This window comes from Streptomyces sp. NPDC002886, assembly GCF_042888445.1.
Taxonomy (GTDB): domain Bacteria; phylum Actinomycetota; class Actinomycetes; order Streptomycetales; family Streptomycetaceae; genus Streptomyces.
Window position 1 is genome coordinate 38,359 of the sequence record NZ_JBIAPV010000007.1, and the last position, 18,658, is coordinate 57,016.

The following is an 18,658-nucleotide window of genomic DNA, read 5'->3' on the forward strand; positions in this document are numbered from 1 at the left end:
CGTGATGCCGCCTCGTGTCCTACGGGCGCCGGAGGGCGTCTGCGGCGTCGGTGCCGCCGGCCAGCTCCGTCTCCAGGAGCTGCTTGCCCAGGAGCTGCGGGTCGGGCAGCTCCATGGGGTACACGCCGTCGAAGCAGGCACGGCAGAGGTTGGGCTTCTGGATGGTCGTCGCCTCGATCATCGAGTCGAGCGAGATGTACGAGAGCGAGTCCGCGCCCAGCGACGTGGCGATCTCGTCGACCGTCATGCCGTTGGCGATCAGCTCGGCCCGGGTGGCGAAGTCGATGCCGAAGAAGCACGGCCACTTCACCGGCGGCGAGGAGATCCGGATGTGGACCTCCGCCGCGCCGGCCTCGCGGAGCATCTTGACCAAGGCGCGCTGGGTGTTGCCGCGGACGATCGAGTCGTCCACGACCACCAGGCGCTTGCCCCGGATGACTTCCTTGAGGGGGTTGAGCTTGAGACGGATGCCGAGCTGGCGGATCGTCTGCGAGGGCTGGATGAAGGTCCGGCCCACGTAGGCGTTCTTGACCAGGCCGACCCCGTACGGGATCCCGCTGGCCTCGGCATAGCCGACGGCGGCGGGCGTGCCCGATTCCGGCGTCGATATCACCAGGTCGGCTTCGGCCGGGGCTTCCTTGGCCAGGCGCCGGCCCATCTCGACGCGCGAGAGGTAGACGTTCCGGCCGGCGATGTCGGTGTCCGGGCGCGCCAGGTAGACGTACTCGAAGACACAGCCCTTGGGCTTTGCTTCCGCGAAGCGAGAGGTCCGAAGGCCGTTCTCGTCGATCGCGATGAGCTCGCCCGGCTCGACCTCGCGGACGAAGCTGGCGCCGCAGATGTCCAGGGCGGCGGTCTCGCTCGCCACCACCCAGCCGCGCTCCAGGCGGCCGAGGACCAGCGGGCGGATGCCCTGCGGGTCACGGGCGGTGTAGAGCGTTCCCTCGTCCATGAAGACGAGCGAGAAGGCGCCCTTCACCTTCGGGAGGACCTTGGTGGCCGACTCCTCGATGGTCAGGGGCTTGCCGTCGTCGTCCGTCTGGCCGGCCAGCAGGGCGGTGACCAGGTCGGTGTCGTTGGTGGCCGCCACCTGGGTGGCACGGCCGTCCTGACGGGGGAGGTCGGCGACCATTTCGGCCAACTCGGCGGTGTTCACCAGGTTGCCGTTGTGACCCAGGGCAATGGAGCCGTGGGCGGTCGCACGGAAGGTCGGCTGAGCGTTCTCCCAGACGGAGGCGCCAGTGGTCGAGTAGCGGGCGTGACCGACCGCGATATGACCCTGGAGCGAGCCGAGAGAGGTTTCGTCGAAGACTTGGGAAACGAGGCCCATGTCCTTGAAGACGAGGATCTGGGAACCGTTGCTCACAGCGATGCCCGCGGACTCTTGTCCGCGGTGCTGCAATGCATACAGTCCGAAGTAGGTGAGCTTGGCGACCTCTTCACCCGGAGCCCAGACACCGAAGACGCCGCAAGCGTCCTGGGGGCCCTTTTCGCCGGGGAGCAGGTCGTGGTTGAGTCGTCCATCACCACGAGGCACGCCCCCGAGTGTAGGCGAGATCGACCACTGGTCCGAATTGGGGATGCCCGGGAAATGTCACAGCACGCAGGGTGACGAAACCTGTTCGGAGCCCGGCCGTCTCAATATCCGGATTGCCCTGGTTGACAGTCGCCTGTCGTTTCGTACAAGCTCCGGCCCATGCAGCCTCTCGGTGACCGCACCGTCACCCTCGTCGCGCGCCGACACGTGGACCTCGTCCGTGTCGCCAGCGCCATCTGTCGCTGTTCCGCGTAGTCACACGCGCTTTTCCTTTTCTTTTTCTCCTTTCCCCGCCCCTTTCCGTTCGTGCCCGCTCCGCCGTGCCCCGCGCCGTCCCGCGCCGCCCGGAGCCGGCCCGCGCCGGAAGGCCGGCGGGCCCTGCTCTGGAGTACCCGTGACCTCGAACGAACCCAACCTGTCCCGGCGCGCCTTCGGCGGCGCGGTCGGCGCGACCGCCGCCGCCGCGGCCGTGGGGCTGGGCGCCGCAGCCCCGGCCCAGGCGGCGCCCGCCGCCGAAGCGCAGCACGCGGGCCCGCAGGAACGGGAGTTCCACGCCGAGCGGGGGCGCCGCTCCCGCCGCCCGAACATCCTGTTCATCCTTGGGGACGACCTCGGCTGGGCCGACCTGTCCTCCTACGGCTCCCCGCACATCAAGACCCCGAACCTGGACCGGCTCGCCCGCCAGGGCGTCCGCTTCACCGACGCCTACTCGGGCTCCGCGACCTGCTCCCCGACGCGCTTCAGCCTGTACACCGGCCGCTACCCGGGCCGCGCCAAGGGCGGGCTCGCCGAGCCCATCGCCGACAAGACGGCCGGCCTGGAGCCGACCCACCCGACGCTGGCCTCGCTGCTGCGCGGCTCCGGGTACGCGACCGCGCTCATAGGCAAGTGGCACTGCGGCTTCCTGCCCGACTACAGCCCGACCAAGTCGGGCTGGGACGAGTTCTTCGGCAACTTCGGCGGGGCGCTGGAGTACTACTCCAAGCTGGGCGGCGACGGCTCGTACGACCTCTACGAGGGCGACGCCGAGTACAAGGACCTGCGCTACTACACGCGGATCCTGACCGAGCGGGCGAGCGAGTACGTCTCCCGCGACCACGGTGACAAGCCGTGGCTGCTGAACCTCAACTTCACCACCCCGCACTGGCCGTGGATCGCCGACGGGGACACCGAGGCGAGCGCCGAGGTCACGCGCCGGATCAAGGCCGGTGACAGGCGGGCCCTGTGGCACGAGGACGGCGGGTCCATCGAGAAGTACAAGGAGATGGTGGAGGACCTCGACCGCTCGATCGGCGAGGTGCTGAAGGCGCTGAAGCGCTCCGGGCAGGAGGAGGACACCCTGGTCTTCTTCTCCAGCGACAACGGCGGCGAGCGCTTCTCCCACAACTGGCCGCTCTCCGGCAACAAGGCCTCCCTCCAGGAGGGCGGCATCCGCGTCCCGAACATCGTGCGCTGGCCCGCCCGGCTCGACGGCGGCCAGGTCAGCCACGTGCCGGTCTTCACCCCGGACTGGACGGCCACCCTGCTGGAACTGGCCGGGGCCCGCGCGAATCCGGCGTACCCGCTGGACGGGGTCAGCCTGGCCGGGTACCTGCTGCGCGGCGAGAAGGTCGCCGAGCGCAACCTCTTCTGGCGGGTGCGCGGGGAGCGGGCGCTGCGCCGCGGCGACTGGAAGTACTACCGCGGCAAGGCGGGCCGCGACCAGCTCTTCAACCTGGCCGGGGACATCCGCGAGCAGGCCGACAAGGCGGCCCTGGAGCCGGCCCGGCTGGCCGAACTGCGGGCGGCCTGGGAGAAGACGGACGCGGGACTGCTGCCGTACCCGGGCTGATCGGTCCCCGGGCCGGTGACCTGATCCACAGCCTGTGGAAAGCTGCGGATCATGAGCGACGCGATACCCGAACCCAGTGAGTACGTACGTGGTTTGCCGATCGGCGAGCGGATCCCCTTCCCCGCCGACGGCATCCCGTTCTGGGAGATCTTCCCGTACGAGGGGGACCTGCGGATCAAGGTGCTGGAGGAGCCGGTCCTACCCGAACCGCCCCGCGGCGGTGAGGCCGGGCCGGACACCTGTCGCTCCTGCGCCCGACCGGACTCGAGCTTCCTCTGAACGGACGAGAACTGGCGGCTGCACGGCGAGCACGGCGCGCTGCCGGCGGCGGTGATGCTGGTGCCGCGCGGCCACCACGATCTGCTGGACCTGCCGTCCGAGCGGGCGGCCGAGCTCGGCGCGATGCTCCAGCGGGTGGAGCGGGCGATCCGGACGCTGGACGGGATCGCCCGCGTCCATGTGAACAAGTGGGGGGACGGGGGCGCCCACCTGCACCTCTTCCTGATGGCCCGGCCCGAGGGGATGCTCCAGCTGCGCGGGAGCTGCCTGCCGCTGTGGGACGACGTGCTGCCGAAGCTCCCCGACGAGGTGTGGGCCGAGTCCGCGCGCCTGATCGCCGCGGCGATGGCGAAGGACGGCGGGACCGCGCACGTCTGAGGCGCTCGTCCAAGGCCGGGGGTCACTCGACGGCGGAGGCCGCCTTCGCGGTGGCGGCCCTGCCGTCGCTCGCGGTGAGGGTCAGGCCATCCCCGCGGACCTTCCAGGTGAGCGGGGATGCGAACAGGTCGGTGAGGGCCCGCTCGACCTCTCCGGGGCCGCCCTCACAGGCCATCCGGGTGGTGGTGAGGGGGCCGACGATGAGCCGGTTCCCCTCGACGGCGGCCGAGGCGTTGAAGCGGTTGCAGCCGAGGTTGCCGCTCACGGAGCCGTCGGCGGCCACCGTGAAGCCGGCCCGGCCTTCGGTGCCTGCCGGGACCGGGGAAACGGTCTCCCCCTTGATCAGGGAATCGACGGTCCACCGTGTGGCGACGAGCGGGGCGTCGGGCGCCGGGGGCGTCGAGCTCAAGGCGATCACGTTCCCGTCCGGGGCCTTCAAGGTGATCGTCTCCCCGCTCCGTTCCACGGTCAGCGTGCCGCGGAACAGCGAGCGGTAGGCCGTCTCGAACGGCAGGTCGTCGCAGGCCATCTCGGTCGTCGCGCCCGGGGTCACGGTCATGGTGGACGCCGAGTCGAAGACCACCGCGGAGGTGAAGCCGTTGCAGCCGTAGCTGCCCGTGGCCTCGGCCGCGTTGCCCTTGCCGCGCTCCACGTTCAGCCGGGCGGCGGAGGCGGGGGCCGACAGCTTCTTTCCGTCGACGGTCAGGCTCTCGACCCTCCAGGGGCCGGTGAACCCGTGGAAGGGCTGCGTCCCCTGCGTGCCCCCGCCGTCACCGCAGGCGGTGGCGGTGGCGGACAGCGCGAGTACGGCGACCAGGGCGGCGGGGAGGAGCGGGAGCGTACGCATGCCGATGGGACGCGGCCGGCCCCGAACCGGTTCCCGGTCAGCTCATCAGGGGGAGCAGGCCCGAGAGGTCGGCGCGCTCGCCGCTGGCCCTGACCTGGGCCCCGTCCAGCGCCTCGGCCCAGCTCGTCCGGCCGGTGGCGAGCCGGATCCAGGTCAGCGGGTCGGTCTCCACCACGTTCGGCGGGGTACCACGGGTGTGCCGGGGCCCCTCGACGCACTGCACCACCGCGAACGGCGGGACGCGGAACTCCACCGCCCCGCCCGGAGCCTTGAGCGCCAAGGCGTCAGCTAGCAGCCGGGTGCAGGCCGCCAGGGCCTGGCGGTCCACGGGGACGTCCCGTCCGGTGGCCCGGCGCAGGTCGTCGGTGTGGACGACGAGCTCGACGGTGCGCGTGACCAGGAAGTCGGCCAGGGTCATGTCCCCGATCCACAGGTCCAGCACGCGGCTGCCGGGGTTCGCGTCGAGCGCCTCGGCGAGCCGGGCGCCGGCCCGGTCGAAGAGCTCGGCGAGCGGGGCCCCCTCCAGGGTCTCCTTGGCGGCTTCGGCGATCTTCCCGGCGAGCGAGGCCGTCGCGAACGGCCACTCGACGGCGGAGAGTTCGGCGACGGCGGCGGGCGGCCGGGCCAGGCCGCCCGCCAGCGAGTCGGCGATCCACGCGACGTGCGCGGCCAGCTCGGCGACGGACCAGTCCCCGACCCCGCTGGGCCGGGCGAGCTGATCGCCGCCCAACTCCCGTACTGCGTCCCGCACATGCCCGAACTGCGCGAGGACGGCCGTACGGGTCCTGGCGTGGTCGTAGGTGCGCGGCTTCTTCTTCGCGGGAGGCATGGGGCCGACCCTACGCGGCCCTGGCCGGCCCGCGCCGCACGCCGTCAGATCCTCGGGGCCTCCGGCAGGCTGGTCTCGCAGCCCGCCCTCGCCGCCGCCCGCAGGGCCGCCTCGCGGGTCAGCCCGGAGAGGAACCCCGGATTGCCGCGGGTGGCGCCCTCGGTCTCGATCCTGGCGGTCGCCCGGAAGGAGCGCACTCCGGCGGACCGTGCCGGGTCGGCGCACCGCGCGATGGCCGTGACGCTGCGGGCGTCCCACTCGAACCGGCTCGCACCGGGTTCCGCGTCCTGGGAGGCCGTCACTACGAGGGACAAGAACTCCAGCCAGTAGTCCTGGCCCTCGAAGGTCGCCTCACGCGACAGCGTGCACTGGTTCTCTCCCTGGGTAGCGGCTTTGATCCTGCGCCCGAACCCTCCGGCCTCCATCACCGCATCCGGGTCGACCAGTCCCTGACAGGCCCCGGCGATCTCCGCCCGGCTTCGCGCGGGGGCCCCGTACCAGTCGTAGACGTACCAGCCACCCAGCCCCACGGCCACCAGCAGCACCGGCAGCGCCACCCCGGGAAGCCATCGGCCCCGACTCCGCGCCATGTGCGTCCCCTTCCCCCGCGGACCCCGCCACCGCCGTCGGCGCAGGCTCCTTGCGGAAACGGACGAGCCCCCGCCCGGAATGGTTCCGGGCGGGGGCTCGTCGTTCGTGCAGGACGCCGGCTCAGGCGAGCAGCGCCGGGATGGTGGCCTCGTGGGCGGTGCGGAGCTCGGTCAGGGGGAGGGTGAACTCGCCCTGGACCTCGATCTCCTCGCCGTCCACCACACCGATCCGGGTCGCCGGCAGGCCCCGCGCACCGCACATGTCGGTGAAGCGGAGTTCCTCGCTGCGCGGGACGGCCACGATGGCCCGGCCCGCGGACTCGGAGAACAGGAAGGTGAAGGCGTCCAGCGCCTCGGGCACCACGATCCGCGCACCGTTTCCGCCCTTGAGGCAGGACTCGGTGAGCGCCTGGATCAGGCCGCCGTCGGACAGGTCGTGCGCGGCGTCGATCATGCCGTCGCGCGAGGCCGAGATCAGGATCTCCGCGAGGAGCTTCTCGCGGCCCAGGTCCACCTTGGGCGGCATGCCGCCGAGGTGCTGGTGGACGACCTCGGACCAGGCCGAGCCGCCGAACTCCTCGGCGGTGTCGCCGAGCAGGTACAGCAGCTGGCCGGCCTCCGCGAACGCCATCGGCGTACGGCGGTTGACGTCGTCGATCACGCCGAGCACCGCCACGACCGGGGTCGGGTGGATGGCGATGTCGCCCGTCTGGTTGTAGAGGGAGACGTTGCCGCCGGTCACCGGGGTGCCCAGCTCCAGGCAGCCGTCCGCGAGACCGCGGGTGGCCTCGGCGAACTGCCACATGACGTCCGGGTCCTCGGGGGAGCCGAAGTTCAGGCAGTCGGAGATCGCGAGGGGCTTGGCGCCGGTCGCGGCCACGTTGCGGTAGGACTCCGCCAGCGCGAGCTGCGCGCCCGTGTAGGGGTCGAGCTTGGCGTAGCGGCCGTTGCCGTCCGTGGACATGGCCACGCCGAGGTTGGTCTCCTCGTCGATGCGGACCATGCCGGCGTCCTCGGGCTGCGAGAGCACCGTGTTGCCCTGGACGAAGCGGTCGTACTGGTCGGTGATCCAGGACTTCGAGGCCTGGTTCGGCGACGAGACCAGGGCCAGGACCTGCGCGCGGAGCTCCTCGGAGGTCTGCGGGCGGGGCAGCTTGCCCGCGTCGTCGGCCTGCAGCGCGTCCTGCCAGGAGGGGCGGGCGTACGGCCGGTGGTAGGTGGGGCCCTCGTGCGCGACGGTGCCCGGGGGCACGTCCACGATGAGCTCGCCGTGCCAGAAGATCTCCAGGTGGTCGCCGTCGGTCACCTCACCGATGACGGTGGCGATGACGTCCCACTTCTCGCAGATCTCCATGAAGCGGTCCACGTACTGCGGTTCGACGATCGCGCACATGCGCTCCTGCGACTCGCTCATGAGGATTTCCTCGGGCGAGAGCGTCGCGTCGCGCAGCGGGACGGTGTCGAGGTCGACGCGCATGCCGCCGGTGCCCGCGGAGGCCAGCTCGCTCGTGGCGCAGGAGAGCCCGGCGCCGCCGAGGTCCTGGATGCCCGCGACCAGCTTCTCCTTGAAGATCTCCAGGGTGCACTCGATGAGGAGCTTCTCCTGGAAGGGGTCGCCGACCTGCACCGCGGGGCGCTTGGTGGGCTTGGTGTCGTCGAAGGTCTCGGACGCGAGGACCGAGACGCCGCCGATGCCGTCGCCGCCGGTGCGGGCGCCGTAGAGGATGACCTTGTTGCCCGGGCCGGAGGCCTTGGCGAGGTGGATGTCCTCGTGCTTCATGACGCCGATGCAGCCGGCGTTCACGAGGGGGTTGCCCTGGTAGCAGGCGTCGAAGACGACCTCGCCACCGATGTTCGGCAGGCCGAGACAGTTGCCGTAGCCGCCGATGCCCGCGACGACGCCCGGCAGGACGCGCTTGGTGTCGGGGTGGTCGGCCGCGCCGAAGCGGAGCGGGTCGACGACGGCGATCGGGCGGGCGCCCATGGCGAGGATGTCGCGGACGATGCCGCCGATGCCGGTGGCCGCGCCCTGGTAGGGCTCGATGTACGACGGGTGGTTGTGCGACTCGACCTTGAAGGTGACCGCGTAACCCTGGCCGACGTCGACGACTCCGGCGTTCTCGCCGATGCCGACGAGCATGGCGTCGTTCTGCGGGACCTTCTCGCCGAACTGCTTCAGGTGGACCTTGCTGCTCTTGTACGAGCAGTGCTCGGACCACATGACGGAGTACATGGCGAGCTCGGCGCCGGTGGGACGGCGGTCGAGGATCTCGCGGATCCGGGCGTACTCGTCCTCCTTGAGGCCGAGTTCCTTCCAGGGCTGGGAGGCGTCCGGCGTCTCGGTGGCGTTCTTGACGGTGTCGAGGCTCATGCGCTGACCAGCTTCTTCAGGACCGAGGTGAAGAACGGGAGGCCGTCGGTGCGGCCCGTCCCGATCAGCGGCTCGACCGCGTGCTCGGGGTGCGGCATGAGGCCGACGACGTTGCCCGCGGCGTTGGTGATGCCGGCGATGTCGCGCAGCGAGCCGTTGGGGTTGACGTCGAGGTACCGGAAGGCCACGCGGCCTTCGGCCTCCAGTTCGTCCAGCACCCGCTCGTCGGCCACGTAGCGGCCGTCCATGTTCTTGAGCGGTACGGAGATCTCCTCGCCGGCGGTGTAGTCACCGGTCCAGGCGGTCTCCGCGTTCTCCACCCGCAGCTTCTGGTCGCGGCAGATGAAGTGCAGGTGGTTGTTGCGGAGCATCGCCCCCGGCAGCAGGTGGGCCTCGGTGAGGATCTGGAAGCCGTTGCAGATGCCGAGGACGGGCATGCCGCCCTTGGCCTGCTCGATGATGCTCTCCATCACCGGCGAGAAGCGGGAGATGGCTCCGGCGCGCAGGTAGTCCCCGTAGGAGAAGCCGCCCGCGAGGACGACCGCGTCGACCTGGTGAAGGTCCTTGTCGCGGTGCCAGAGCGATACGGGCTCGGCTCCCGCGAGGCGCACGGCGCGCAGAGAGTCACGGTCGTCGAGCGTTCCGGGGAACGTGACGACTCCGATGCGAGTGGTCACCGTCAGGCCTCGACCTTCACGGTGAAGTCTTCGATGACGGTGTTGGCGAGGAAGGTTTCGGCCATCTTGTGGATGCGGTCGAGGGCGGCCTGGTCGACCGGTCCCTCCACCTCCAGTTCGAAGCGCTTCCCCTGGCGGACGTCGGCGATCCCTTCGAAGCCCAGGCGCGGTAGTGCACGCTGCACCGCCTGGCCCTGGGGGTCGAGGATCTCCGGCTTGAGCATGACGTCGACTACGACGCGTGCCACTGGCACTCCCGATGAGGTGGTTGGTGCGAAGGCGGTTCCCTCAGCGTACCTGGAGGAAATTTCTACGCGGGTAGATATCTCTCTTGTATGATCCTCCACGCCGTTTCAACTTCACCAACGCTTCGCAAAATCCGCCGGAAAACCACGCGTCCGGCATTGCGGCGGGACACGCGGAGACAATTAACTGGGCTTCGCAATGCAATGAGAATCGGGGTACAAAGGAATCCGCCGTCGCGCCGGTATTTTCCGGTGCACGGTGACGCCAGAAAGATGCATTCTTCCGATACATCCACACAGGCGACATCACCGCTCCGTCCGCGCACGTCAGCGGGAGCGGCGTCGCACGAAGGGACCGATATCCGTGGCGCAGCGCGTAGTAGTCACGATCTCCGACGACATCGATGGCGGAGATGCATCGGAAACGGTCGTCTTCGGGCTGGACGGTAAGTCGTACGAGATCGACCTCAATGTGGCCAACGCAAAGAAACTGCGGAAGAGCCTCGCCCCCTTCGTGGCCGCCGGCCGGCGACAGGCCCGCTCCGGCAAGACCTTCAAGCACACCTCCATCGCCCCCGACCCCGCGGTCGTCCGGGCCTGGGCCCGCTCCAACCACCTCGACGTGCCGCCGCGCGGGCGGATCCCCAAGAAGGTCTACGAGGAGTACAACGCCGCGCACTGAGAGCCGATTTGCCATCCACCCCCACCGATCCGCTAGTGTGTGGATCACGCCAAGGGGCGAGGCCGCAGGTCAGACCCCGAAGTCGTGCGGGTGTAGTTCAGTAGCAGAACATCCTCCTTCCAGGAGGAAGGCGCAGTGTGCGATCCCTGTCACCCGCTCTGCTCGCTTTACCGACCACGGTTGTGGATCAGGTAGAGTGATGCACGCATCGCACGGCAGTTTTGTCGTGGGAAGCATGCGGACGTAGCTCAGTTGGTAGAGCACCACCTTGCCAAGGTGGATGTCGCGCGTTCGAGTCGCGTCGTCCGCTCAGCGAATGAAGGCCCCGGTCATCGACCGGGGCCTTTGTCGTATCTCCGTCCGGTTGTCCGTCGTGGTTGTCCGTCGGCTCCGGGATCCATGACAGGTGTCATGGCCCGCGCGGCCCGCGGACCGCGAGACTGGGGCCATGAAACTCAGCGGCTGGTGGAAGAACCGCAGCAGTGCGGGGAAGGTCGAGCTGTACACGCGCTGGTCGTTCCACCTCTTCGTGGCCCTCGAGATCGTGTCGATCGGGCTGGCCGTGCTGGGGTCGACCCCCGGAAAGGTCCCCGCGGCGGTCACGGCCACGCTCTTCCTGACCGTGTGCGCGCACTCGCTCGTCGTCGGCTTCCTCTCCTCCCGGTCGCTCGACTGGATCCTGGGGCGGCGCGAGCGCCCCGTGCGGCTCGCGGCCACCGTGGCCGGCCTCACCGCCGCCGCCGTCTTGGGCGTCCTCGGCCTGCGCGCGGCCGGCCTCACCGGCGACCGGGAGCTGGCACCGACCCTCGTCGCCGGCATGACCTGCTTCACGAGCGGCACGATCGTCCTGTGCCTGCGCGAGGTCCGGCGGATGCGCTACGTGGCTCCGGTCGCGGCCGCCTTCGCCGGCCTGGCGTCCCTCGCCTTCGGCATCTCGGTGGGCGAGTCCGCCGGTCTGGCCGTCGGGGTGCTGCTGAGCAGCGCCTTCTTCTCCTTCGCCTGCGGGTTCTCCGGCTGGCTGCTCGACACCGTCTACGAGCTGGACCGGGCCCGCGAGGTCCAGGCGCGGCTCGCGGTGGCCGAGGAGCGGCTGCGGTTCGGCCGGGACCTGCACGACGTGATGGGCCGCAATCTGGCGGTCATCGCCCTCAAGAGCGAGCTGGCCGTGCAGCTCGCGCGGCGCGAACGCCCCGAGGCCGTCGACCAGATGATCGAGGTGCAGCGGATCGCCCGGGAGTCCCAGAAGGAGGTCCGCGACGTGGTCCGCGGGTACCGCGAGGCGAACCTCGCGGTGGAGCTGGAGGGCGCGCGCGGGGTCCTGCACGCCGCCGGGATGGACTGCCGGGTCGAGTACGAACAGGGCCACGAGCTGCCCGCCGAGGCCCAGTCGGCGCTCGGCTGGGTGGTGCGCGAGGCGACGACGAACGTACTGCGGCACGGCGACGCCCGCAGCTGCGTGATCCGGCTGACGGCGGGCCCCTCGGGCGCGCTCACGCTGGTGGTGGAGAACGACGGGGCCCCCAAGACCCCGGCCGGGCCGCCGGGCTCGGGGCTCGCGGGCCTGCGGGAACGGCTCGCGGTACTGGACGGCACGCTGGAGGCCGGCCCGGTGGACGGCGGCCGGTTCCGGCTGCGGGCGCGGATCCCCGGCCCGGCGGCCGGTCCGATCCGAGAACTGGAGGCGCGGGTATGACCCCCGTACGCGTACTGCTGGCCGACGACGAGCACCTGATCCGGGGCGCGCTCGCCGCGCTGCTGGGACTGGAGGACGACCTGCTGGTCGTCGCCGAGGCCGCCTCAGGGCCGGAGGCGCTCGCGATGGCGCGGGCCCACCGGCCGGACGTGGCGGTGCTGGACCTGCAGATGCCGGGGGCCGACGGTGTGAGCGTGGCCACATCCCTGCGGGCCGAACTCCCCGACTGCAAGACCATGATCGTGACCAGCCACGGCCGGCCCGGGCACCTGAAGCGGGCGCTGGCCGCGGGCGTACGGGCCTTCGCGCCGAAGACCGTCTCGGCGCAGCGGCTGGCCGAGCTGATCCGGACCGTGCACGCCGGAGGCCGCTACGTGGACCCGGAGTTGGCGGCCGACGCGATCAGCGCGGGCGACTCCCCGCTGACCGCCCGCGAGGCGGAGGTGCTGGAACTGGCCGGGGACGGGGCTCCGATCGCGGAGATCGCGGAGCGGGCCTCGCTGTCCCCCGGGACGGTACGGAACTACCTGTCCTCGGCGGCCACCAAGCTGGGGGCCGAGAACCGGCACACGGCGGTGCGTCTCGCACGGGCCCGGGGTTGGGTATAGTAGTTCTCGCGCTACGGCGCACCTGCGGACATAGCTCAGTTGGTAGAGCACCACCTTGCCAAGGTGGATGTCGCGCGTTCGAGTCGCGTTGTCCGCTCAGCAGTGAAGAAGCCCCGGTCCTCGGACCGGGGCTTCTTTCGTTCCCGGGGGAGCGCCGCCCCGGAGGAAGGGGCCCGTTTCCGGGGCCCCTTCGCCGTTCTCAGCCGTGTGGCTCAGGCCCAGGTCAGGCCGGTGAGGCGCTCGTAGGCCTCTACGTAGCGGGACCGGGTCTGCTCCACGACCTCCTGCGGGAGGGCGGGCGGCGGGAGTTCGCCCTTGGAGTCCCAGCCGGAGGCGGGGGAGGACAGCCAGTCGCGGACGTACTGCTTGTCGAAGGACGGCTGGCTGTGACCCGGCTCCCACAGGTCGGCCGGCCAGAAGCGGGAGGAGTCCGGGGTCAGCACCTCGTCGGCGGCGACCAGGTTGCCGTCCTGGTCGAAGCCGAACTCGAACTTGGTGTCCGCCAGGATGATCCCGCGGTCGCGGGCGATGTCCCGGGCCCGGCCGTAGACGGCGAGGGTGGTCTGGCGCAGCAGGGCGGCGGTCTCGGCGCCCTGGGTGCGGGCGACCTCCTCGTAGGAGACGTTCTCGTCGTGCTCGCCGACCTCGGCCTTGGCGGCCGGGGTGAAGATCGGGCCGGGCAGCTCGGAACCGTCGACCAGGCCCTCGGGCAGGCCGAGACCGCAGACCGTACGGGTCTTCTCGTACTCGGCGAGGCCCGAGCCGGTCAGGTAGCCGCGGGCCACGCACTCGACGGGGACCATGGCGAGGTTCCGGCAGACCAGGGCGCGGCCGGCCCAGTCGGCGGGGGCGCCGGCGGGCAGCTCGGTGCTGATGACGTGGTTCGGGACGAGGTCCGCGAGCTGGTCGAACCACCACAGGGAGAGCTGGGTCAGGATCCGGCCCTTGTCCGGGATCTCCGTGGGCAGCACCCAGTCGGCGGCGGAGATCCGGTCGCTGGCGACCATCACCAGGTTCCCGTCCTCGTCGCGGTAGAGGTCGCGGACCTTGCCGGTGTGGAGGTGGACGAGGCCGGGCACCTGGACCGGCTCGGGCTTTTCGACGAATCCGGGCACGGAGTCTCCCTGTGGTTCTGTACGAGCGCGCGGCCCATTCTCCCGTACCGGTGCGCGAACACGGACAACGGGTCCGGCGGTCCCGCTCTCAGTCCCTCTTGCAGATGCGGTCGAGGAGGTTGGCGGTGGCCCGCTGCACCCGCTCGTCCACGTGCCCGGGGCGGTCGAGGGCCGGGGACCAGGCGAAGGTTCCGGACGCGAAGACGAGCGCGCCGCTGGGAGCCCGGTAGAGCGAGGTCTCCTGGTGGCGGCGGTGGCCGTCGCCGTCCTCGTACGGGGAGTGCGCGAGCAGGATCCGGCTCCGGTGCTCGGGGAGCTGCGTGCGCGGGAAGTACCGGTCCGCCTCGCCCGCGACCAGGCCGGGGAGTTCGTCGTTCTCGGCGGCTCCGGTGGAGTCCCAGAGCCAGTGCGTGGCATTGCGCACGATGAGGGGCGCGGGCTCGGGGACCCGTCCCGCGTACTGGATGCCGAGCAGCTGCTGCTCCGGGCGGTCCACCTCGCGCCAGAGGCTGGGGCGGCCGGGGCCGCGGCGTTTTCGGCAGGTGAGGAGCCGGTCGTCGACCCCGGACGGCGAGGGGGAGAGCTCGACCTGCCAGTACATGGTGTTGGCGGAGAGGAAGACGAGCGAGGTCCCGTGGTCGCGGGCGCGCTCGACGGTGCGGCGCATGGGGCCGGACCAGTACTCGTCGTGGCCGGGGAAGACCAGGCCGCGGTAGCGGGTGGGGTCGACGCGGCCGGCGTGCAGATCGCGGGCGTCGGCGTAGGCGAGGTCGTAGCCGTAGCGCTCGGCCCAGCGGATGAAGTCGTAGGCGTGGCCCACGTGCAGGGGCAGGCCCGCGCCCGCGTAGGGGCGGTCGAAGGAGACGGTGATGGCGGCGTCGCGCTCCCCGAGCAGCCGGCCCTCCTCGTCCCAGGCGTGGTAGAGGCTCGCGCCCGTTCTGCCGTCCTCCGGGTAGAGGTTGTAGGCCTGCCAGGTGATGTCGGGCAGCAGGAGCAGCAGATCGGCCGGATGGTCGTCGCGCACCGTGAAGGGGATGTGCGAGCGGTATCCGTCGGCGGTCGTCAGGACCGCGACGTAGGCGCCGATGCTCCAGTACGAGGGGACCTGGAGCCGCCAGGACAGCCACCAGTGGTGGCAGGAGACGGTGCGGTCGGCGGTCAGGGGCGCGGGCTGGACGATGCCGGAGAGCCGCGGGCTGGTGGTGATCTTGGAGGCACCGTCGCCGCCGTAGTGCCCGATGCGGTACACGTCCACGGAGAACTGCTGGGGCGGATCCACGGTGATGTGGAAGTCGATGGCCTCACCGGGCGAGACGGCTCCGGTGGAGGCGAACCCCTTGATCTGCCGGTGCACGTCGTCGGCGGTGCGGGGGCCGCCCGCGCCACGGGCGCGGGGGATCTGCTGGCCCGGCCCGGCGGCCACGGCCGGATCCACGTACCAGGGCACGACCTGGCCGTTGTCGTCGTAGTAGAGCTCGCTCCCCCGGAACCACGGCAGGGGGCCCTGGCCGAAGGGATCGGTCACCGCGTGCGCGAGCGCACCCGACTCCCAACGCCTGATCTGCTCCGCACCCATACCCCTGCTCCCCTCCCTCGCTCCCCCGAACGCCCCGACCGGTCCCCAGCACATCACATAACGCACGCACTCCGTCACCGTTCGTCGCGAAAACTTCAACGGGGATCCCGGTGGGGCCCGGCCCCGGGACCAAGGGGGCCGGCGGGGCCGACGGGGCCGGAGGGCAAGGCCGTCTGCGGCCTAGACCAGGCGGACCGGCTTCTCGGGGCGTACGCCGACCTCCGCGAGCCAGTCCCGGAGCGGGCCGGGGTCCCGGTCCTCCACGAGCGAGAGCACCGGTCCGGCGAGATCGGCCCGCCGCACCCCGGCGACCAGCAGGACCGGCCCGTCCAGCCAGTCCAGCCCGGGCTCGCCTCCCGCGGAATCGACCGCGGCGCAGCACACCAGCGCCACGACGTGGTCCGCCAGCAGGTCCCGCCCGCTGCGCGGAGCCTCCAGCGGGAACAGCGGCAGCGCGTCGGCCCCGCTTCCGGCGGCGGCCGAAGCGGCGGGTACGGCCTCGCGCGCCAGGTCACCGCTCAGCCGGCCCGCCAGGGCGTCGGCGTCGGTGGCGGCGTCGGCAGCGAGATAGGTCAGCACCCGCTCCACCGTGGAGGCGGCGGGGCCCGGCGCGGCGGACAGCGCGTCCAGGGCGGCCAGCAGGCGGGCCGCCTCCGTGCGCCACTTCCGGTCGACGACCTCCTCCGGATAGGCCGCCCAGTCCACCGGCGACCAGTCCGGCCCGGCCTCGGCGGGACCGCCGTGGAACAGCCGCGCGGCCAGCAGCGAGGCGGCCTCGTCCACCGCACCCGGCTGGTCCAGCAGATCGCAGGCCGGGCGCTCGCCCAGCCGGGAGGTGAACCCGTCGGCCAGCCGGTCGCGCCGGGACAGCTCGGTCAGCGCGGAGACGACTCCCGCGTCCAGGTGCGCGGGCCAGCGGCCCATCCGCCAGGCGGGCAGGGCGACACGGGTCAGCAGCCGGTCCCAGCCGGCGTACGCCAGCCCGACCTGCTCCTGGGCGACGATCCGCAGCGCGTAGTCCACACCCTGTGCACGGTCCGAGGCGGCGGCGGCCACCCCGCGCTCCATCTCGGCGGCGTCCACCCTGCACAGCCGCAGCAGCAGCCGGGCGGGGGCGGCGATCCAGCCGAGGAAGCGCCGGCCGCCCACGTCCACGGCGGCGTCCAGGCCCCGTACGAATCCGCGCGCGTCGGCTATGTCCGGGTGCGCGGAGGGTCCCGTACCGGCGACGACGGGCGCGAGGACGGCGCGGAGCTCGGCGACCCGCATCCACCACAGGAACGGCGAGCCGATCACCAGCACCGGGGCGGCGCCGGGCTCGCACTCCGGACCGCCCGCTCCGGCGGCCCCGCCCGATATGAGCGCGCGGCCGCGGGCACGGCGGTGCGCCGGATGCGTGCGGTCCTCCAGCCAGCTGTCGCAGTCGGGGGTCAGGGCTATCGCGGAGGGCGCCGGAACGTCCATCCGGTCCGCCAGGTCCCGTACGAGCCGGTAGAGATCGGGGGCCGCGGACTCCGACAGCGGCACGGTCGGGGTCATGGCGGGGCCGGCCCGCAGCACGACGGCGGCGAAGATCCCGCCGACGAGCAGGACGAACGCGGCGACGGCGCACACGGTCAGGGTCACGGCCGGCCAGGGGTCACCGGCGAGCCGGCCCGTCGTACGGGCGCTCACCAGCACCACGGCCACGGCGGCGGGCAGCAGCCCGACGGCCAGTGCCCTGCTGCGCACACGCAGCACGGCCAAGGCACGGGAACGTGCGGACGGCGTACCCACTTCAGCGATCGAACCGGTTCCGGACACGGCCGGACCTCACCCCCTTTGCCATGCGGCGGCGTTGCTCACTCCCCCACTGTGACACCAGCCACCGACATCGCAATGCCGGTGGGCCATGTGCCGGAATGAGAGCCGGAATGCTTGCGCCGCACCATAGTTGGGGCGGAGGCGGACGTCAGGCAGACCGGGTGACGATCACCCGATGGAATGGCTTTGGGTAAAGCTGGGTGCGTTCGAACGCGGCCGGATGCACTCGCACGCGAGCATGCGCGCGGGCCCGGCCGCACCGAGTGCGTACCGGGCCCGCTTCTGTGAAATGCCTCTGAATGCCGCCGGTCAGCGGGATTCGGCCGCCTTCGCCGCGATGTCCGTGCGGTACTGCGAGCCGTCGAGCCCGATCCGCGCGACCGCCTTATACGCCCTGTCCCGGGCCTCCGCCAGATCGGAACCGGTCGCCGTCACCGACAGCACGCGGCCGCCGGCGCTGACGACCTGGTCGCCCTCGGTGCGGGTCCCCGCGTGCAGGACGTACGCGTGCGGGGCGTCCTGCACGGCCACGTCGGCCAGGCCCGTGATGGGGTCCCCGGTGCGCGGGGTCTCCGGGTAGTTGTGGGAGGCGATGACCACGGTGACGGCCGCGTCCTCGCGCCAGCTGAGCGGGGGCAGGGTGTCCAGGGTGCCGTTGGCGGAGTTCAGCAGCACGGCGGCGAGCGGGGTGCGCAGCCGGGCCAGGACCACCTGGGTCTCGGGGTCGCCGAAGCGGGCGTTGAACTCGATGACCCGGGTCCCGCGCGAGGTGATCGCGAGGCCGGCGTAGAGCAGCCCGGAGAAGGGGGTGCCGCGGTGGCGCAGCTCGTCCACGGTCGGCTGCAGGACGGAGGCCATGACCTCGTCGACGAGCTTCGGGTCCGCCCAGGGGAGCGGGGAGTACGCGCCCATGCCGCCGGTGTTGGGACCCGCGTCCCCGTCGAGCGCGCGCTTGAAGTCCTGCGCGGGCTGGAGCGGCAGCACGGTGACGCCGTCGGTGATGGCGAAGAGGGAGACCTCGGGGCCGTCGAGGAACTCCTCGATGACCACGCGGTCGCAGCCCAGCGCGTGGGCGCGGGCGGCGGCCCGGTCGTCGGTGACCACCACGCCCTTGCCGGCGGCGAGGCCGTCGTCCTTGACCACGTACGGGGCGCCGAAGGCGTCGAGGGCCTCGTCCACCTCTTCCGGGGTGGTGCACACGTAGCTGCGGGCCGTGGGGACGCCGGCGGCGGCCATCACGTCCTTGGCGAAGGCCTTGGAACCCTCCAGCTGCGCGGCTTCGCCGGACGGGCCGAAGACGGGGATGCCCACCGCGCGGACGGCGTCGGCGACGCCGGCGACGAGCGGGGCCTCCGGGCCGACGACGACCAGGTCGGCGCGGAGCTCGGTGGCGAGGCGGGCGACGGCTTCGCCGTCGAGGGGGTCGACGGGGCGGAGCTCGGCCACCTCGGCGATGCCGGCGTTGCCGGGAGCGCAGTACAGCGCGTTGACGTCGGAATCGAGGGACAGAGAGCGGCACAGGGCATGTTCGCGGGCGCCGCCGCCGATGACGAGGACCTTCACGCGATGAAGACTAGCCCGCGTTACCGGATGCCCT

At 71.7% G+C, this 18,658-nt stretch carries 18 protein-coding genes and 3 tRNA genes; 10 read left to right on the forward strand and 11 right to left on the reverse strand.

Annotated features, from left to right (window positions below; genetic code table 11):
• Positions 1 to 19: 19 nt before the first annotated feature.
• Positions 20 to 1,537: an amidophosphoribosyltransferase gene (purF, locus tag ACFYYB_RS28255; protein ID WP_254381919.1), complete on the reverse strand. Its 1,518-nt coding sequence runs from the start codon at positions 1,535 to 1,537 to the stop codon at positions 20 to 22.
• A gap of 159 nt (positions 1,538 to 1,696) precedes the next feature.
• On the opposite strand from purF, the gene ACFYYB_RS28260 reads away from it, so the two are divergent.
• From ACFYYB_RS28260 to ACFYYB_RS28275, 4 genes are all read left to right on the forward strand, one after another.
• Positions 1,697 to 1,792 carry a putative leader peptide gene (locus ACFYYB_RS28260; protein WP_323187867.1) on the forward strand — a complete coding sequence of 32 codons (96 nt, stop codon included), beginning with the start codon at positions 1,697 to 1,699 and terminating at the stop codon, positions 1,790 to 1,792.
• 139 nt (positions 1,793 to 1,931) lie between these two features.
• Positions 1,932 to 3,368, forward strand: a complete 1,437-nt coding sequence (locus ACFYYB_RS28265) for a sulfatase-like hydrolase/transferase (protein ID WP_389438504.1) — start codon at positions 1,932 to 1,934, stop codon at positions 3,366 to 3,368.
• Between the two features lie 51 nt (positions 3,369 to 3,419).
• A complete protein-coding gene (locus ACFYYB_RS28270; RefSeq protein ID WP_389438505.1) occupies positions 3,420 to 3,647 on the forward strand; it encodes a hypothetical protein in 228 nt (75 codons plus the stop codon).
• A gap of 54 nt (positions 3,648 to 3,701) precedes the next feature.
• The gene (locus ACFYYB_RS28275) at positions 3,702 to 4,025 is read left to right on the forward strand and encodes a hypothetical protein (protein ID WP_389438507.1); all 324 of its coding nucleotides are present in this window, start codon (positions 3,702 to 3,704) and stop codon (positions 4,023 to 4,025) included.
• Positions 4,026 to 4,047: 22 nt separating this feature from the next.
• Here ACFYYB_RS28275 and ACFYYB_RS28280 read toward each other — a convergent pair whose 3' ends face one another.
• From ACFYYB_RS28280 to purS, 6 genes are all read right to left on the reverse strand, one after another.
• A complete protein-coding gene (locus ACFYYB_RS28280) occupies positions 4,048 to 4,872 on the reverse strand; it encodes an META domain-containing protein (RefSeq protein WP_389438508.1) in 825 nt (274 codons plus the stop codon).
• A gap of 37 nt (positions 4,873 to 4,909) precedes the next feature.
• The gene (locus tag ACFYYB_RS28285) at positions 4,910 to 5,701 is read right to left on the reverse strand and encodes a sterol carrier family protein (RefSeq protein WP_389438510.1); all 792 of its coding nucleotides are present in this window, start codon (positions 5,699 to 5,701) and stop codon (positions 4,910 to 4,912) included.
• Positions 5,702 to 5,745: 44 nt separating this feature from the next.
• On the reverse strand, positions 5,746 to 6,291 hold the full coding sequence (locus tag ACFYYB_RS28290; protein ID WP_389438512.1) for a hypothetical protein: 546 nt from the start codon (positions 6,289 to 6,291) through the stop codon (positions 5,746 to 5,748).
• 121 nt (positions 6,292 to 6,412) lie between these two features.
• Positions 6,413 to 8,662, reverse strand: coding sequence for a phosphoribosylformylglycinamidine synthase subunit PurL (gene purL, locus ACFYYB_RS28295; RefSeq protein WP_389438513.1), 2,250 nt, complete (start codon positions 8,660 to 8,662; stop codon positions 6,413 to 6,415).
• Positions 8,659 to 9,339, reverse strand: a complete 681-nt coding sequence (gene purQ / locus ACFYYB_RS28300) for a phosphoribosylformylglycinamidine synthase subunit PurQ (RefSeq protein ID WP_266907118.1) — start codon at positions 9,337 to 9,339, stop codon at positions 8,659 to 8,661. Before purQ ends, purL begins: the two co-directional genes overlap by 4 nt.
• Before the next feature lie 2 nt (positions 9,340 to 9,341).
• Positions 9,342 to 9,593, reverse strand: coding sequence for a phosphoribosylformylglycinamidine synthase subunit PurS (gene purS / locus ACFYYB_RS28305; protein ID WP_008740952.1), 252 nt, complete (start codon positions 9,591 to 9,593; stop codon positions 9,342 to 9,344).
• Between the two features lie 355 nt (positions 9,594 to 9,948).
• On the opposite strand from purS, the gene ACFYYB_RS28310 reads away from it, so the two are divergent.
• The 6 genes from ACFYYB_RS28310 to ACFYYB_RS28335 all read left to right on the forward strand — a co-directional run bounded on the left by ACFYYB_RS28310 (position 9,949) and on the right by ACFYYB_RS28335 (position 12,664).
• The gene (locus tag ACFYYB_RS28310) at positions 9,949 to 10,266 is read left to right on the forward strand and encodes an Lsr2 family protein (protein WP_327305876.1); all 318 of its coding nucleotides are present in this window, start codon (positions 9,949 to 9,951) and stop codon (positions 10,264 to 10,266) included.
• 86 nt (positions 10,267 to 10,352) lie between these two features.
• A tRNA-Gly gene (locus ACFYYB_RS28315) sits at positions 10,353 to 10,424 on the forward strand.
• 79 nt (positions 10,425 to 10,503) lie between these two features.
• Positions 10,504 to 10,576, forward strand: a tRNA-Gly gene (locus tag ACFYYB_RS28320).
• Between the two features lie 138 nt (positions 10,577 to 10,714).
• Positions 10,715 to 11,959 (forward strand): sensor histidine kinase, encoded by a 1,245-nt coding sequence (locus ACFYYB_RS28325; RefSeq protein WP_389438514.1) that lies wholly within the window; start codon positions 10,715 to 10,717, stop codon positions 11,957 to 11,959.
• A complete protein-coding gene (locus ACFYYB_RS28330; protein WP_250751962.1) occupies positions 11,956 to 12,567 on the forward strand; it encodes a response regulator transcription factor in 612 nt (203 codons plus the stop codon). The genes ACFYYB_RS28325 and ACFYYB_RS28330 overlap by 4 nt, the downstream gene beginning before the upstream one ends.
• Positions 12,568 to 12,591: 24 nt before the next feature.
• Positions 12,592 to 12,664: transfer RNA gene (locus ACFYYB_RS28335), tRNA-Gly, on the forward strand.
• 115 nt (positions 12,665 to 12,779) lie between these two features.
• Here the strand turns inward: ACFYYB_RS28335 and ACFYYB_RS28340 are convergent.
• The 4 genes from ACFYYB_RS28340 to purD form a co-directional block, all read right to left on the reverse strand.
• Entirely contained in the window at positions 12,780 to 13,682 is a 903-nt protein-coding gene (locus ACFYYB_RS28340; RefSeq protein ID WP_389438516.1) for a phosphoribosylaminoimidazolesuccinocarboxamide synthase, read from the reverse strand.
• Positions 13,683 to 13,770: 88 nt separating this feature from the next.
• Positions 13,771 to 15,258 (reverse strand): N,N-dimethylformamidase beta subunit family domain-containing protein, encoded by a 1,488-nt coding sequence (locus ACFYYB_RS28345; protein WP_389438518.1) that lies wholly within the window; start codon positions 15,256 to 15,258, stop codon positions 13,771 to 13,773.
• Between the two features lie 180 nt (positions 15,259 to 15,438).
• Positions 15,439 to 17,061 carry a hypothetical protein gene (locus tag ACFYYB_RS28350; protein ID WP_389438520.1) on the reverse strand — a complete coding sequence of 541 codons (1,623 nt, stop codon included), beginning with the start codon at positions 17,059 to 17,061 and terminating at the stop codon, positions 15,439 to 15,441.
• 309 nt (positions 17,062 to 17,370) lie between these two features.
• On the reverse strand, positions 17,371 to 18,624 hold the full coding sequence (gene purD, locus ACFYYB_RS28355) for a phosphoribosylamine--glycine ligase (protein WP_389438522.1): 1,254 nt from the start codon (positions 18,622 to 18,624) through the stop codon (positions 17,371 to 17,373).
• Positions 18,625 to 18,658 lie beyond the last annotated feature (34 nt).